The 15,092-nt window shown below is 69.1% G+C and carries 12 protein-coding genes; 6 read left to right on the forward strand and 6 right to left on the reverse strand.

Annotated elements, in window-relative coordinates; translation table 11 throughout:
• Positions 1 to 34 precede the first annotated feature (34 nt).
• A complete protein-coding gene (locus E0H75_RS17780; RefSeq protein ID WP_131514639.1) occupies positions 35 to 3,328 on the forward strand; it encodes a S8 family serine peptidase in 3,294 nt (1,097 codons plus the stop codon).
• Between the two features lie 22 nt (positions 3,329 to 3,350).
• On the opposite strand, the gene E0H75_RS17785 is transcribed toward E0H75_RS17780, so the two are convergent.
• Genes E0H75_RS17785 through E0H75_RS17800 form a run of 4 tightly spaced genes read right to left on the reverse strand, consistent with a single transcriptional unit; the run spans position 3,351 to position 6,979 of the window.
• The gene (locus E0H75_RS17785; RefSeq protein WP_131514640.1) at positions 3,351 to 4,373 is read right to left on the reverse strand and encodes a threonine aldolase family protein; all 1,023 of its coding nucleotides are present in this window, start codon (positions 4,371 to 4,373) and stop codon (positions 3,351 to 3,353) included.
• Positions 4,370 to 5,743 carry a class II 3-deoxy-7-phosphoheptulonate synthase gene (locus E0H75_RS17790; protein WP_131514641.1) on the reverse strand — a complete coding sequence of 458 codons (1,374 nt, stop codon included), beginning with the start codon at positions 5,741 to 5,743 and terminating at the stop codon, positions 4,370 to 4,372. The genes E0H75_RS17785 and E0H75_RS17790 overlap by 4 nt, the downstream gene beginning before the upstream one ends.
• Before the next feature lie 42 nt (positions 5,744 to 5,785).
• Positions 5,786 to 6,178, reverse strand: coding sequence for a DUF2237 family protein (locus E0H75_RS17795; protein WP_131351280.1), 393 nt, complete (start codon positions 6,176 to 6,178; stop codon positions 5,786 to 5,788).
• A 36-nt stretch (positions 6,179 to 6,214) separates the two neighbouring features.
• Positions 6,215 to 6,979 (reverse strand): lysophospholipid acyltransferase family protein, encoded by a 765-nt coding sequence (locus E0H75_RS17800; RefSeq protein ID WP_131514642.1) that lies wholly within the window; start codon positions 6,977 to 6,979, stop codon positions 6,215 to 6,217.
• Between the two features lie 295 nt (positions 6,980 to 7,274).
• On the opposite strand from E0H75_RS17800, the gene E0H75_RS17805 reads away from it, so the two are divergent.
• The 5 genes from E0H75_RS17805 to E0H75_RS17825 all read left to right on the forward strand — a co-directional run bounded on the left by E0H75_RS17805 (position 7,275) and on the right by E0H75_RS17825 (position 11,264).
• Positions 7,275 to 8,039 carry an alpha/beta hydrolase gene (locus E0H75_RS17805; protein WP_238163092.1) on the forward strand — a complete coding sequence of 255 codons (765 nt, stop codon included), beginning with the start codon at positions 7,275 to 7,277 and terminating at the stop codon, positions 8,037 to 8,039.
• Positions 8,032 to 8,736: a hypothetical protein gene (locus E0H75_RS17810; protein ID WP_131514643.1), complete on the forward strand. Its 705-nt coding sequence runs from the start codon at positions 8,032 to 8,034 to the stop codon at positions 8,734 to 8,736. The genes E0H75_RS17805 and E0H75_RS17810 overlap by 8 nt, the downstream gene beginning before the upstream one ends.
• A gap of 32 nt (positions 8,737 to 8,768) precedes the next feature.
• A complete protein-coding gene (locus tag E0H75_RS17815) occupies positions 8,769 to 10,016 on the forward strand; it encodes an ornithine cyclodeaminase, nickel-pincer nucleotide-dependent (protein WP_238163093.1) in 1,248 nt (415 codons plus the stop codon).
• 26 nt (positions 10,017 to 10,042) lie between these two features.
• On the forward strand, positions 10,043 to 10,453 hold the full coding sequence (locus tag E0H75_RS17820; RefSeq protein WP_131514644.1) for a YybH family protein: 411 nt from the start codon (positions 10,043 to 10,045) through the stop codon (positions 10,451 to 10,453).
• A 61-nt stretch (positions 10,454 to 10,514) separates the two neighbouring features.
• Positions 10,515 to 11,264, forward strand: coding sequence for an enoyl-CoA hydratase-related protein (locus E0H75_RS17825; protein WP_131514645.1), 750 nt, complete (start codon positions 10,515 to 10,517; stop codon positions 11,262 to 11,264).
• Here E0H75_RS17825 and E0H75_RS17830 read toward each other — a convergent pair.
• Positions 11,261 to 13,579, reverse strand: a complete 2,319-nt coding sequence (locus E0H75_RS17830) for a glycoside hydrolase family 95 protein (protein ID WP_131514646.1) — start codon at positions 13,577 to 13,579, stop codon at positions 11,261 to 11,263. The genes E0H75_RS17825 and E0H75_RS17830 overlap by 4 nt on opposite strands.
• Positions 13,580 to 13,633: 54 nt before the next feature.
• Positions 13,634 to 15,040 (reverse strand): FAD-dependent oxidoreductase, encoded by a 1,407-nt coding sequence (locus E0H75_RS17835; RefSeq protein WP_131514647.1) that lies wholly within the window; start codon positions 15,038 to 15,040, stop codon positions 13,634 to 13,636.
• Positions 15,041 to 15,092: the final 52 nt, after the last annotated feature.

The raw sequence follows: 15,092 nt of genomic DNA on the forward strand, positions 1-15,092 counted from the left end.
CTGGACGGGCTCTGTCCAGTTGATGAGGAAGCACATGGTGCACTTCAGACCCGGGCCGCGGTGGATCGCCGCCGCGGTTCTCGCCCTGTCCACCGGCCTCACGGCCCAGAACCCGGGCCTTCCGGCGGCCGCGGCCGGCCCGCCCGCGACCACGACCGCCGGCACACCCACCACCACGACCGCCGGCCCGACGGCAGGCACCCCAGCTGCAGCGGACAGGACCATTACCTTGATCACCGGTGATCGGGTCACTCTGCTTGGCGGGGATTTGACGAACCCGAGCGTTCGGCGGGGGCCTGGGCGTGAGCGCGTCAGCTTCCGAGTGCTCCGGATCAAGGGGCGCCTCAGCGTCATCCCGTCGGACGTGGAGGCCGACGTTGCCGCCGGGAAGCTCGACCGGAGGTTGTTCGACATCGGCGGCCTGCTCGAGGACCACTACGACGACGCAAGTACGCCGGCCATCCCGTTGATCGTCACGTACGCCGCCCACGCCAAGCGCTCGGCGATCGAGGGCGTGACCACCACCCGCGTCCTGCCGGCGATCAACGGCAGCGCGGTCAAGCTGGCGAAGGAGGACGCGGCCACGGTGCTGCCCCGACTCCGTGCGGGCGGTCCGGCCAAGATCTGGCTCGACGGCAAGCGGACAGTGAGCCTGGACCAGTCGGTCCCGCAGATCGGCGCCCCGGTCGCCTGGCAGGCCGGCGACACCGGCAAGGGTGTGTCGGTCGCCGTACTCGACACCGGCGTCGACGCGACCCACCCGGACCTGGCCGACCGCATCGCCGGTACGAAGAACTTCACCGACCAGCCTCCGGGCGACACAGTCGGCCACGGCACCCACGTGGCTTCGACCATCGCCGGTACGGGCGCTGCCTCGGACGGCAAGTACCGCGGTGTCGCACCCGACGCGAAGCTGTACGCCGGCAAGGTCTGCCCCAGCAGGCAGTGCTCGGACTCCGCCATCCTGGCCGGGATGGAGTGGGCCGCGACCGAGCTGCACGCGACGGTGGTCAACATCAGCATCGGCGCTCCCGACTCCCCGGAGCTCGACCCGCTCGAGGAGGCCGTCAACCGGCTCACGCAGGAGACCGGCACGCTCTTCGTGATCGCGGCGGGCAACTCCGGCCCCGGTGTCTCGTCGCTCGAGTCGCCCGGCAGCGCCGAGGCCGCGTTGACGGTGGGCGCGGTGGACAAGCAGGACCAGCTGGCCGACCTCTCGAGTCGCGGCCCGCGGCTCGGTGACGGCGGGACGAAGCCCGATGTTGTCGCTCCCGGGGTCAATATCGTCGCGGCCCGCGCGAACAGCGAAGGCGGCGAGCGGTACGTCGCGATGGACGGTACGTCGATGGCCACGCCGCACGCGACCGGTTCCGTCGCCCTGCTCGCGCAGCAGCACCCGGACTGGGAGGCGGCCGATTTCAAGGCCGCGATGATGGCGTCCGCGAAGCACCTCGACGGGCTGACGCCGTACGAGCAGGGAACGGGCCGGATCGACGTCGGCCGGGCGACGCAACTGCTGGCGACGGCGGCTCCGGCGAACCTCATGTTCAACGCCCCGTGGCCGCACACCGACGACACACCGGACACCAAGCCGGTGACGTATCGCAACCTCGATGACCAGCCACTGACGCTGAGCCTGAGCGCGACCGTGACCGGCCCGGATGGCAAGCCCGCTCCTGAGGGTGCGATCAAGCTCAGCGCCAGCAGCCTGACGGTTCCGGCCGGAGGCACTGCCTCCGTCGATGTCACCTCCGACACCCGGCACAACGGACCGGACGGCCGCTACAGCGGCATCCTCACCGCCACCGGTGCCGGTGCGACGCTGACGACACCCGTCACGGTCACCAAGGAGGTCGAGAGCTACAACCTGACCGTCAACTTCGTCGGCCCGGACGGAAAGCCGGCGGCGGCCCAACCGATCATCTACGGTCTCGACAACGGGTACTACGAACTCGCGGACGCCAACGGCACGCTCGTACGACGCCTGCCGAAGGGCCGGTACCTGATCGACGACTACCAACTGGTGCCGAACGGACCGTCGGACGACAGCTATCTGCTGGTCAAGCCGAACACGGTTCTGAACGCCGACACCACGGTGACCTTCGACGCCCGGGAGACGAAGCCGCTGGATCTCACCGTGCCCGAGCCCGACGCGAGTCCGATGATCGCCGCGGTGCACTACGAGTTGCCGCAGTCCCCCGACGGCTACTCGTCGGCGATCCTCGGCTACTCGCCCGCGCAACTGCACACCGCGCAGGTCGGCGAGCGGCTGCCGGCCGACCAGCTGAGGGCGTGGTTCCACACCGAGTGGGCGAAGAAGGCTCCGGACGGTTCCTGGGACGGGTCGCCGTTCGTCTACCAGACGATGAACCTCGTCCCCGACGGCTTCCCGACCGGATTCACCCGGCACATCCGTCCCGGTGACCTGGCGGTCGTCGACCAGTCACTGCACCGCACGTCGCACGACCAGGGCGTGGTGAGCATGACCGGATGGATGGACGGCCGGAGGGTCGAGGCGTGGCCGCTGTGGCTCAGCTACCAACTGCCGGCCAAGCGCCGGCTGTTCCTCGAAGGTGGACAGTTCGGCTGGTCGACCCGAGTGGACGAGGTCGAGGACGGATTCGGAGTCGCGGCCGCTGTCGGCGCTCCGAAGAGCTACCGCGCCGGTCACACCGAAGAGGATCGCCTCAACGTCGCCGCGTTCACTCCGACACCGCGCACCGCGACCCGTTCGGACGATCAGCTGTCGGTCACCTTCTCGCCCACCACGGATGCCACCGGCGCAACCGGACTGGTCGAGACCGACACCGCGAGCAGCCGCCTGCTCCGTGACGGGAAGCCGGTGGCAGAGTCCGCCACGTTCGGGAGCATCACGGCCGGCGGTCTGGCTCCGGAGAAGGCGCAGTACGTCCTGGAGTCGTCGCTCACGCGGCCCAGCTACGCGACCTACTCCACCAGGATCGATGCGCGCTGGAGCTTCACCTCGGCGGCGGACACCAAGAACCTCCCGATCCTGGGCGTTCGTTACCAGCCGACGGTCGACATCAACAACACCGCAGCGCGTACGCCGGTCACCACTCTCCCCGTGGTCGTCCAGGCTCAGCCCGGCGCCACGCTGCCCAGCATCCGCACCGCGACGCTGCAGTACTCCGCGGACGGCGGCACCACCTGGCGTGCGGCACCGCTCGCTCCTGGCAGCGGCGGAAAGTACACCGCGATCTTCCCGACTCCGAAGGAGGGCAAGACCGTCTCGCTCAAGCTGCACCTCGCCGACGCGGACGGGAACACGACTGACCTGACCACGATCGACGCGTACCAGCTGCGCTGACCGAATGCGCCGAGGCCCTCGCCTACTGCAGGATGCGGGCGAGGGTTTCGGCCGCGGTACGGCAGTCGGCGGTCGAGGCGTCCAGGTGTGTGACCACGCGGAGCTGGGTGTGGCCGACACCGCCGACGAGTACGGCGGTCGCGCGGGCAGCCTCGACCACCTGGGCGACGGTCTTGCCGGTAGCGGCAAGGTCGGCGACCACGATGTTGGTCTCGACCTGGTCAGGTTTCACGGACCCTGGAGCGGCGTCGGCGAGGACCGAGGCGACGAGCCGCGCGTTGGCGTGGTCTTCGGCCAGACGCTCGACATTGTGCTCCAGCGCATAGAGACCAGCGGCGGCCAGTACACCGGCTTGACGCCAACCCCCACCTAGCCGCTTGCGCCAGATGCGGGCCTCGCGGATCAGCTCGGTCGAGCCGACCAGCACTGACCCGACCGGCGCACCCAGGCCCTTCGACAAGCACACGCTGGCAGCGGTCGCACGACACGCGTACGCCGCGACCGGTACCCCGGACGCCACCGATGCGTTCCACAACCGCGCACCGTCCAGGTGCAGCGGCAGCCCCAACGCGTCCAGCTCGTCGGCGAGAGCGTCGTACCCGTGTTGGATCGCGCCGCCGCCGAAGTTGTGTGTGTTCTCGACCGACACCGCCGCGGTGGACACGAAGTACGACCCGAGGTCCGGCGCGATCAACGCGCGGATCTGCTCGAGGTCGATCTGCCCGGCCGGCGCGCTCCACGTGCGCGTGGTGACGCCGTTGACGGCCGCGTGGGCGCCGAGCTCGGCCCGGGCGATGTGTGCGCTTGCCTCGCACAGGATCTCCGCCCCAGGCGGCACCAGTGCCCGTACGCCGAGCATGTTCGCGAGCGACCCGGTGACGGTGAACAAACCGGCCTCGTGACCGAGCAGCCCGGCGACCGTCTCCTCCAACCGGTTGATCGTCGGGTCCTCGCCGTACACGTCGTCGCCGAGGGGTGCCGAAGTCATCGCCGCCAGCATCCCCGCCGACGGCCGCGTGACGGTGTCGGACCGCAGGTCGATCATGCCCGTGCGCCCCGCAGCCGCTCGGCGACCAGGAAGGCGAGCTCGAGCGACTGGTGCCGGTTCAGGCGCGGGTCGCAAGCGGTCTCGTAGCGGTTGACCAGGTCCTCGGCGACCAGCTCCTCACCGCCGCCCAGGCACTCGGTCACGTCGTCGCCGGTGAGCTCGATGTGCATGCCGCCCGGCCAGGTCCCGACCTGCTCGTGCGCGTCGAAGAAGCCCTGGACCTCGTCCATGACGTCCTCGAAGTTGCGGGTCTTGTACCCGTTCGGCGTCTCGAAGGTGTTGCCGTGCATCGGGTCGCACACCCACGCGATCGGCGAGCCGTGGTCGCGGACGGCCTCCAGTAGCGGCGGCAGCCCGTCGCGGATCTTGCCCGCGCCCATCCGGGTGATGAAGGTCAGCCGGCCCTCGATGCCCTTCGGGTTCAGCTTGTCGATCAGCGTCCGGATGTACTCCGGGGTCGTGGTCGGCCCGATCTTCACACCGAGCGGATTCGACAGCGAGGCCAGGAACTCGACATGCGCGCCGTCGAGCTGCCGGGTCCGCTCCCCCACCCACAGCAGGTGGCCGGAGACGTCGTACGGCTGCTGGGTGCGCGAGTCGATCCGGGTCAGCGCGTGCTCGTACTCGAGGATCAGCGCCTCGTGGGAGGCGTAGAAGTCGACGGTCTTGAACTCGTCCGCGGTGGCGCCACAGGCCCGCATGAAGGCGAGCGCACGCTCGATCTCGGACGCCAGCCGCTCGTACTTCTGCCCGACCGGCGAGGACTTCACGAAGTCGGTGTTCCACGCGTGCACCTGGTGCAGGTCGGCGTACCCACCGGTGGTGAACGCACGGGTCAGGTTGAGCGTGGCCGCGGCCGCGTTGTAGACGCCGCGCAGCCGGTTCGGGTCCGGGTTTCGTGCCTCGGGCGTGAACTCGAGTCCGTTGACCGCGTCACCCCGGTACGACGGCAGCGTGACACCGTTCCGCGTCTCCTCACCGGAGCTGCGCGGCTTGGCGTACTGGCCGGCGATCCGGCCGACCTTCACCACCGGCACACTCGCGGCGTACTGGAGTACGACGGCCATCTGCAGCAGAACCCGCAGCTTGGCCCGGATGTTCTCCGCGGTCACGCCGTCGAAGGTCTCCGCGCAGTCGCCGCCCTGGAGGATGAACGCCTCGCCGCGGGCGACCGCACCGATCTTCGTGGTCAGGTCGTCGCACTCACCGGCGAACACCAGCGGCGGCAGCTTGCGCAGCTCGCCGATCACCTGGTCCAGCGTGGCCGAATCCGGCCACTCCGGCTGCTGCAGCGGCTTCAGCGCCCGCAGATCGTCCAGCCCCGGCACTCCGGGGACTTCCCCCGCACTCAACGTCGCGAATTGCATGGCCCAACTCTAGGCCAGCCGTCCGGACGGACTGTGATCGTCTCAGGTCAGCGAGCCAGGATCCGCCGGTACGTCGACCGCGTGCTCCCGCAGCACCGTCAGCGGAATGGTGTCCAGCGACCGGGCGTGGGTCGAGGCGAGTACGACGGGCGCCGCGGCACCGTCGCGGTACGCCTGCAGCCAGCGGACCGCGACCACGCACCAGCGGTCACCGGGCTGGAGGCCGGCGAACTGCAGCTCGGGTCGCGGCGTGACCAGGTCGTTCCCGACCGAGACCTGGTGGGCCAGGAACTCCGCGGTCATCACGGCACACACCGTGTGGCTGCCCAGATCCTCGGGGCCGCTGGTGCAGCAGCCGTCCCGGTAGAAGCCGGTGACCGGATCGGTCCCGCACTCCTCCAGTGGTTCGCCGAGCACGTTCAGGTCGCTGTCCATCCGGACATCCTCACCCGTGGACGAGGCCGGAACGGGTCAGCTGGCCTTGGTGTCGCCGAGCCGGACGTGCTCGTCGATCGACTCGCCCTTCTTGAGCAGCTCCTTGGCCTTCTCGGCGTACATGTCGACGTACTCCTGGCCGGACAGCTCCATCATCGCGTACATGATCTCGTCGGTGACCGAGCGGAGTACGAACCGGTCGCGCTCCATGCCCTCGTACCGCGAGAAGTCCAGCGGCTTGCCGATCGCCACGCCCGGGCGAACCAGCCGGGGCAGCCGGCGGCCGGGCTCACGGACCAGCCACTGCGGCCAGAGCGTGCCCGGCGGCTGCAGCTTCTCGGTGTCGATCATCGCGACCGGGATGACCGGGACGCCGGCCACGATCGCCATCCGGGCGACGCCGGTCTTGCCCTTGTACAGCCGGCCGTCGGGCGAGCGGGTGCCCTCGGGGTAGATCCCGAACAGCTCGCCCTTCTTCAGGATGTCCAGCCCGGTGTTCAGCGCGGCCAGCGAGGCGCGCCCGCCGGACCGGTCGATCGGAATCTGGCCGACGGACCGGAAGAACGTCGCCACCAGCTTCCCCTTCAGCCCGGGCGCGGTGAAGTACTCCGACTTGGCCGGGAAGACGATCTGCCGCGGTACGGCGACCGGCAGGAAGATCGAGTCGCAGAACGCGAGGTGGTTGCTGACCAGCAACGCCGGCCCCGTGGTCGGGATGTTCTCCAGCCCGCTCACCCGGGGATGGAAGAGCAACTTCACCAACGGGGCGACGATGAACCGCCTGAGGAACAGGTACAGCATCCGCCTCGACCTCCGTCGCTCGCCCGACACCTTCACCACCGACCATCGTCGGCCCGTACCTCGTCCGGCACCAGTGCCCGCCGGTGACGGCCGCGACAAGCACTGGTACCCACCGTCGGTGCGGACACTACGTTCCAGCTTCCCCCTCAGGCAATGTCACCGCCAGGAATCTCCGTGTTGCTCACCGTGTTGTCACCTTGTTGCAGACTGGATGCAGCCCAAATGCGACCATGGAGTTGCGAGCAGGCCGGTGCGGCCTGACCGTCTGTGAGGACCCTGACGGCGAGGAGTGACCGTGCCAGTGCAAGGCCATGCGGAGGACTACCGCAGTCCCGGGACCGGGGACAACGCCGCGATCGGAGTCCTGCTGAGCCACGGATTCACCGGCTCGCCGAAGTCGATGCGCCCGTTCGCCGAGCATCTGGCCGCCGACGGGTACGGCGTCGCCGTACCGCGGCTGCCCGGCCACGGGACCAGCTGGCAGGAGATGAACAAGACCAGCTGGCCGGACTGGTACGCCGTCCTGGACAACGAGTTGGAGCGGTTGCGCAAGGAGCACGACCAGGTCTTCCTGGCCGGGCTCTCGATGGGCGGCTGCCTGGTCCTGCGGCTGGCCGAGGAGCACGGCACCGACATTTCCGGTCTGGTCCTGATCAATCCGTCGGTGCGCACCGACGACAAGCGGCTGGTGCTGCTGCCGGTGCTGTCCCGGCTGGTCCCGTCGTTCCCCGGCATCTCGAACGACATCAAGAAGCCGGGCATGGACGAGGGTGCGTACGACCGGATGCCGCTCCGCGCACTGCAGTCGCTGTCGCAGTTGTGGCAGCTGACTCGCGACGATCTGGCCAAAGTCACGCAGCCGGTGCTGATGTTCCGCAGTACTGTCGATCATGTGGTGGAACCGAGCTCGGGGCGGACCGTGCTGGCCTCGATCTCGTCCCGCGATGTGACCGAGACCCTGCTCGAGGACAGCTTTCACGTGGCAACTCTGGACAACGACGCACCGCGCATCTTCGCGGACTCGACCGACTTCATCCGCCGGGTCGCTGCCGATGCGTGACAACGGCCTCACCGCCACGGCGTACACGTCGCTCGGCGGAATCGACCCACTGGTCGCCGAACCGGTCCTGACCGCGCTCGCCGAGGCCGGCATCGCGGCGTACTGCGAGGTCCAAAGCGAGGCCAAGACACCGGAAGAGGCCGAGGAACCGGTCCACATCCCGGCCGGATACGACGTGATCTTCGTTGACGCGGAGGCGGTGGAGCGGGCCCGTCCGGTGATCGAGCGAAGCACCGAGGACGCCGAGTGGAAGTCGCTGGTCGAGCAGTTCAACGCGCCGTCGGCGCCCGGGCACGACGGCGACGAGACACCCGTGCCGCGATGGCCGGCCAGTGAGGACGTCGACGACAAGTACGAGCCGCTGATCGACGTACCCGCCGGGCTCGTGATCAAGGACACCCCGGACGACGACGAGGACGACGAGAAGCCGGCCAAGCGCGAGGACGACCCGCACGACCATTTCGTCCCGCCGGAGCCGCCGCGCGCACCCCGGCTGGACTGGATCAGCAGGATCGCCTGGCTCGGCCTGATCGGCGGCCCGCTGCTGCTGATCCTGGCCGCTGTCCTCGACTTCGGCACCGGCCGGATCACCACCCTCGCGGTGGTCGGATTCATCGGCGGATTCCTCACCCTGGTGATCCGGATGAAGGATCGGTTGCCACCTGATGACACGCCTGATGACGGGGCGGTCGTCTGAGCTAGCATGCGGATCGTCGGACAATCCGACGAATGCCGAGGGAGGTACCCGTGCAGGTCACCGAGACCGTCGAGATCACCGGCCACCTGATGGACTCCGGGCTGCTGTCCCGGGTCCTGGACGACATCCGCGGGTACGGCGGTGAGTACACGCTGGACAAGTTCGACCTCGGCTACGACAAGGACGACCCGTCCACGGTCCGGATGACTGTCGGTGCCGAGGACGAGGAGTCGCTGCAGCGGCTGCTGATGCGGATCCAGACCAAGGGCGCGAACCTGGTCGACCCCGGCACGCCGGAGATCACCGAGGTGTCCCAGGACGGCGTCTTCCCGGACGGCTTCTACTCCACCACCAACCTGCCGACCAAGGTCCGGCTCGGCGGCCACTGGGTCGCGGTGCAGAACCCGGAGATGGACTGTGGCCTGCTGGTCGAGGGTGAGACCGTGCGCACGATCCCGATGTCGGACGTGAGGGCCGGGATGCGGATCATCACCAGCGCCCAGGGCGTCAAGGTCACTCCCCCGATCGTCGCGAACGCCGAGGAGTCGTTCGGCTTCATGGAGTCGGACGTGTCCAGCGAGAAGCCGCAGCGGGTGCTGGTCATGCAGGTCGCCGACGGCATGCGCGAGGCGAAGGCGAACGGCCAGAAGGTGCTCTGGGTCGGCGGCCCCGGCATCGTCCACACCGGCGCCGCGCCGGCGATGGTGGCGCTGGTCGAGGCCGGGTTCGTCGACGTCCTGTTCGCCGGGAATGCGCTGGCCACCCACGACATCGAGTCCTCGCTCTACGGGACGTCGCTCGGCGTCGACCTGGCCCGCGGTCGCGGCGTGGAGCACGGTCACGAGCACCACATCCGTGCGATCAACACGATCCGTAAGGCCGGCTCGATCGCAGCCGCGGTGGAGCAGGGCGTGCTCACCTCGGGCGTCATGCACGCGCTGGTGAAGAAGGGGAAGAACTTCGTCCTGGTCGGGTCGGTGCGCGACGACGGCCCGCTGCCGGACGTGTACACCGACGTACTCGAGGGTCAGCGGGCGATGCGGGCCGAACTGCCCGGCGTGGGCTACTGCCTGATGGCCGCGACCATGCTGCATTCGGTTGCCACCGGCAACATCCTGCCGTCGTCCATCCCGCTCACCTGCGTCGACATCAACCCGGCGACGGTGACCAAGCTGGCCGACCGCGGCTCCTCCCAGGCCCGCGGCATCGTCACCGACGTCGGCCTGTTCATCGAGCACCTGGCGCGCGAACTGTCCCCGACGTACGCCGACGGCAAGTAGACCCCGGGCCCCGTAAACTGCCCGGAGTGACCGAGAGCTTCGAGGCGTTCCTGGACCGGTTCGAGCAGGCCAACACGGCCTTCGTGAACGGGGACTCGTCGTTGTGGATGCCGCTGGTGTCGCACAGCGAGCAGACCTCGATCTTCGGTGGCTTCGGCGGGCTCGAGGTCGGCTGGTCGCAGGTCGGTCCGCGGTACCAATGGGCCTCGGCGCAGTTCCGCCACAGTGGCGCCAAGGTCGAGTTCGACTACCTCGACAAGCACGTCGGCAGTGACACGGCGTACTCCGTCGCGATCGAGCGCTGCACGGTGAAGTACGTCGACCAGCCCGACGAGTTCCCGCACGTGCTGCGGGCCACGATGGTGTTCCGCAAGGAGGACGACGGCTGGAAGATCGTCCATCGGCACGCCGATCCGCTCGGCCCGCGAGGATCCTGACCTGACCGGCTTGTGCGGCTGGTTACAGCCGCCGAGGGCCGAGCGGGTGTTGGATGTCTCCATGACGGAACTCGTGCATCTGACCGTGGCCGACGGCGTGGCGACCATCACGCTCGACTCGCCGCACAACAAGAACGCACTCTCCCAGCAGTTCACCGGCGAGCTGCTGGAGCGGCTGGACGGCGTGGGCGCGGACGAAACGGTCCGGGTGATCGTGATCCGGTCGGCGCTGGACGTGTTCTGCTCGGGAGCCGACCTGTCCGAGGCGACCACCATCGGCATGGGCATCGGCGCGCAGCGGATGGTCGACGTCCAACGGGCGATCGTCGCCAACCCGAAGCCGGTGGTCGCGCGGGTCGCGGGTCCGGTCCGGGCCGGCGGCATCGGCATCGTGGCCGCCGCCGATATCAGCGTCGCCGGGGCGAGTACGACCTTCGCGCTCACCGAGGTCAGGCTGGGACTCGCGGCGGCGACGATCTCGCTCACCGTGCTCCCCCGGTTGACCGATCGCGCCGCGGCGTACACCTTCCTCACCGGCAACAGCTTCGACGGCGCCGAGGCCGCGCGGCTCGGGCTGGTCACGGTCGCTGTCCCGGACGCCGACCTCGACACCGCGGTCAACTCGGTCGTGGAGTCGCTGCTGATGGGCGTGCCGCAGGGCCTGGGCGAGACCAAGAAGCTGCTCAACCGCGAACTCCTCGCCGACATCGATGCCCGCGGCAAGGATCTTGCCGACCTGTCGGCCAGTCTGTTCGGCTCCTCCGCGGCCCAGGAAGCAATGCTCGCCTTCCTCAACCGCAAGAAGAGCTAGACCTTCAGACGCTGGGCGACTCCGGCGGTCAGGGTGACCGGGGTGCGGCTGTTGCCGTGGCGAATGGTGCGTTGCTGATCGCGGTCCGCGGTGAGGACTGCCTCGGAGCCGTCGGGTGACCAGGTGATGTCGACGGTCACGCCGCCGCGGGCGCGTAGGCCGGTGACCTGACCGGTCGTCCATTCAGTCGGCAGAGCCGGCAGGAGTTCGATCTCGTCGGTGTGGCTCTGGAGGAGCATCTCCGCGATGCCCGCGGTCGCGCCGAAATTGCCGTCGATCTGGAACGGCGGGTGGGCACAGAGCAGGTTCGGGTACACACCCGCGCCACTGCCGACGTAGTCCGTCTCGGTGTCGTCGGCAGGCATCAGGAACGCGCGCACAAAGCGGTGTGCCGCGGCCGCGTCGCGCAGCCGTGCCCTCAGGTTGATCTTCCAGGCCAGCGACCAACCGGTCGCGAGGTCGCCGCGGAGGTCGAGCGTCCGAGCCGCGGCAGCCGCCAGCGCGGGAGTGCGATCCGGCGTGATCGAGTCCCCGGGGTGTACGCCGATCAGATGCGACGTGTGGCGGTGGTGCGGATCGTCCTCGGTCAGGTCGGCAGCCCATTCCTGTAGTTGCCCCCGGCTGCCGATCGACGGCTCGGGGATCCGCTTGCGTGCCGCGGCGAATCGCTCGACCAACGGGTCGGTCAGCTCGAGCACCTCGGCGGACATCACGCACCGGTCGAACAGGTCGGCGATCAGGGCGAGGTCCATCGTCGCCGACACAGTCACCGACGCCGGCTCGCCATCCGGCGCGACGTAGTCGTTCTCGGGTGACGTGGACGGCGACGTACCGAGGCTGCCGTCGGGCAGCTCGGTCAGCCAGTCCAGGCAGAACTCCGCCGCACCCCGCAGTACCGGCCAGGCACGGTCGAGGAAGTCACGATCACCCGAGAACGCGTAGTGGTCCCACAGATGGCGGACCAGCCAGGCGCCGGCCATCGGCCAGTTGGACCACTTCGGGTTGCCGTCGACCGGGATCGTCCAGCACCACGCGTCGGCGTTGTGGTGCGCGGTCCAACCACCACAGCCGTACCGCTCCCGCGCCGTACGACGCCCTGCCTCGGCCAGGTGCTCGAGGTAGCTCAGCAGCGGTTCGTGGCACTCGGCGAGGTTGGTCGTCTCGGCGGGCCAGTAGTTCATCTCGGTGTTGATGTTGACCGTGTAGTTCGAGCTCCACGGCGGCTGGAGGATGTCGTTCCAGATGCCCTGCAGGTTGGTCGGCAGGCCGCCGGGCCGGGAGCTCGCGATCATCAGGTAGCGGCCGTAGTTGAAGATCAGCGCGGCGAGCGCGGGGTCGTCACCGTTCCGCAGCCGTACGTCGGTCGGTTGGTCGGCGCTGTCGGTGCCGGGCAGCTCGAGCGACGAACGGCGGAAGAGTGCCTGGTGGTCCTGCAGGTGCTCCGCGCGCAGGTCGTCGTACCCGCGGGCGAGGGCAGCGCGCACCTTCTCGTCGGTCTGGGCGAAGCAGTCCTCGGCCGATCGAGTAGGTGGCGTCGACGGGCCGTCGTACCCGGTGGCGGTCGACAGGACGACGGTGACGTCGGTGGCGTTCTCGATGGTCAAGCCCGTGTCGTCGGCACGGATCTCGCCGTCGGTCGTCGCCCGGAGCGAGATGGCTGCCGCCATCCCGCGGTCGGGCCCATCGGAGTAGTGGACAGGGTCGGGTACGTCGCGGTGCGGTGGCGCGACGTTCGCCGGCGCCTGGAGCAGGAGGCCAATGCCGTCGTCGGTCCGGTGCGTGCGGGCCTGCAGCTGCGAGGTGAGGCGGGCGGTCAGTCCGATCGGTTGCGACGCTGTGAGCCGGAGTACGAGGGCACCGGCCGGCTTGCTCACGAAGACCTGCTGCCGGACCACCAGACCTCCGACCTCATACCCCGCCGTCGCGGTAGCCGTATCCAGGTCGAGCTCCCTGCGGTACCGCGTGACGCCGCCGGAGGTCGTGTACTCGAGCAGCAGGTCACCGAGGGGCAGGTAGGCCTGCGAGTGGCCCGCCTGGAAGCCGCTCGCCAACTCCTCCGCGCGACGGATGTCGCCGGCCGCGACCGCGTCCCGGACCGCCTGCACTGCTTGGGCTCCGGTGTCGCCGAGCGGCGTCGACAGCATCCGCTGCGTCTCGGGACTCCCCGACCAGAGCGTCTCGTCGTTCAGGCCGATCCGGTCCGTGCCGGCACCGCCGAAGCACATGGCCCCGATCCGCCCGTTGCCGAGCGGAAGGGCCTCCAGCCACGTGCCTGCCGGGCGGTCGTAATACAGGGAACTCACCGAGGTACGCATGAGCAGAGATCCTATGTCTAAGCCGCCCCCACTGAGACCCACCCAGGAGCGCCGCTACTGGCGGCGCTCGGTGCTGGACAGTTGCCGGTCGACGACGAAGTCGTTCGGGACGACGGGCAGCCGGCGTCGGCTCCTCACTAGGCGTGGCATCAGCCTTGGCGAGAACAGGGCTTGCGGCTCGTCGATCAGGTTGAGCACGCGCAGGAACGCGGCACTCACGGCGGCGTCGACGGGGACCGCGGCCAGGACACGGTCGAGGTACTTGTTGACGACCTTGTCCATCCGGGTCTGAGTCGCGCCGACGGTCGTCGGATACCGCAGGTCTGAACCGGTCGCCAGCATCCATGACCCCTTGACCCGGGTGGCGATCACACCCTGTGCACCCTCGAGGGCACGAGGCAGATCCGCCGACGTACGGCACTCTGCCAGGATCCCCGTCAGCATCTCCGCCTCCTTCGCCGCGACCGTCATCCCCTGCCCGTACGCCGGGTTGAAGGCGCACAGACTGTCGCCGATCACGAGCAGGCGCCCGGGCATGGCCAGCTTCTCGTAGTGGCGCCAGCGATTCGCCGTACGGCGGTAACCCCAGATCGGCGAGGCCGGTTCGGCGACATCGATGATGTCGGACAGCAGCGGGCTGCGCAGGCTGGCCGCGAAGTCGCGGAACCCTTGCTCGTCGGTCGGCGGGTAGTCCCCACCACCACCGATCAGCGTCAGCACCCACCGGTTCCCCTCGATCGGGAACATGATCCCGCCACGCGAGTGGACCGGCGGAGCGGGCTGGAGATAGACCGCGTTCCAGCGAGCGGTGAACCCGGCAGGAATCTCGAACATCCTGGTCGCGTAGCCGAGGAACGAGTCGATGGTGCTCTCCTCCGGAGCCGCGAAGCCGGCGTCCGCCAGCCACTCGGGAAGCTTCGAGCCACGGCCGCTCGCATCAACGACCAGATCGGCGGGCAGCTCAGCGGTGGCCCCCGAGCGGCGATCCCGTAGCCTCAGCCCGGCCACCTCGCCCGGCGGCCGAACGTTCAGGCCGGTGACCTCGTGCTCGGTGAAGAAGCGGAGGTTGGTCAGCTTCTCCACGTGGCTGCGCACGGTCCACTCGAGCAATGCACGGGTGGACGAAACGATCCGCTGGCTCGCCGGGAACGCTTGGCTCCATCGACCCGAGGGCGTCAGCCAGGCCATCTCCGTCGGCAAGCCCAACGGCACCGCACCCGCGGCGATCAAGTCGCTCCCGACGCCGGGCAACAAGCGCTCGACGACCTCCATCCCACCGGCCCAGAAGGCGTGCAGATGGCGCGTCTGTGGCACCCCCTTGCGGACCTCCGGGCCGTCAGGCAGCCGGTCGCGCTCGATGATGGTGACCTGGTCGAACCGGTCGGCCAGCACCCGTGCGGTCAGGATGCCGGCCATGCTGCCGCCGATGACCACGGCGTGGCCCAGTCGGTCGTCGTTCATGATGAAACTCCCCCTTGGATGGAACGGGGGCGGCCACCCCTAGCCGCCACCC

Origin of the sequence: Kribbella capetownensis, assembly GCF_004331485.1 — a bacterium.
GTDB lineage: Bacteria > Actinomycetota > Actinomycetes > Propionibacteriales > Kribbellaceae > Kribbella > Kribbella capetownensis.

Coding starts and splice junctions, on each gene's coding strand:
- E0H75_RS17780 (WP_131514639.1), top strand. CDS start 35: ATGGTGCACTTCAGACCCGGGCCGCGGTGGATCGCCGCCGCGGTTCTC.
- E0H75_RS17785 (WP_131514640.1), bottom strand. CDS start 4,373: ATGATCGACCTGCGGTCCGACACCGTCACGCGGCCGTCGGCGGGGATG.
- E0H75_RS17790 (WP_131514641.1), bottom strand. CDS start 5,743: ATGCAATTCGCGACGTTGAGTGCGGGGGAAGTCCCCGGAGTGCCGGGG.
- E0H75_RS17795 (WP_131351280.1), bottom strand. CDS start 6,178: ATGGACAGCGACCTGAACGTGCTCGGCGAACCACTGGAGGAGTGCGGG.
- E0H75_RS17800 (WP_131514642.1), bottom strand. CDS start 6,979: ATGCTGTACCTGTTCCTCAGGCGGTTCATCGTCGCCCCGTTGGTGAAG.
- E0H75_RS17810 (WP_131514643.1), top strand. CDS start 8,032: ATGCGTGACAACGGCCTCACCGCCACGGCGTACACGTCGCTCGGCGGA.
- E0H75_RS17815 (WP_238163093.1), top strand. CDS start 8,769: ATGCCGAGGGAGGTACCCGTGCAGGTCACCGAGACCGTCGAGATCACC.
- E0H75_RS17825 (WP_131514645.1), top strand. CDS start 10,515: ATGACGGAACTCGTGCATCTGACCGTGGCCGACGGCGTGGCGACCATC.
- E0H75_RS17830 (WP_131514646.1), bottom strand. CDS start 13,579: ATGCGTACCTCGGTGAGTTCCCTGTATTACGACCGCCCGGCAGGCACG.
- E0H75_RS17835 (WP_131514647.1), bottom strand. CDS start 15,040: ATGAACGACGACCGACTGGGCCACGCCGTGGTCATCGGCGGCAGCATG.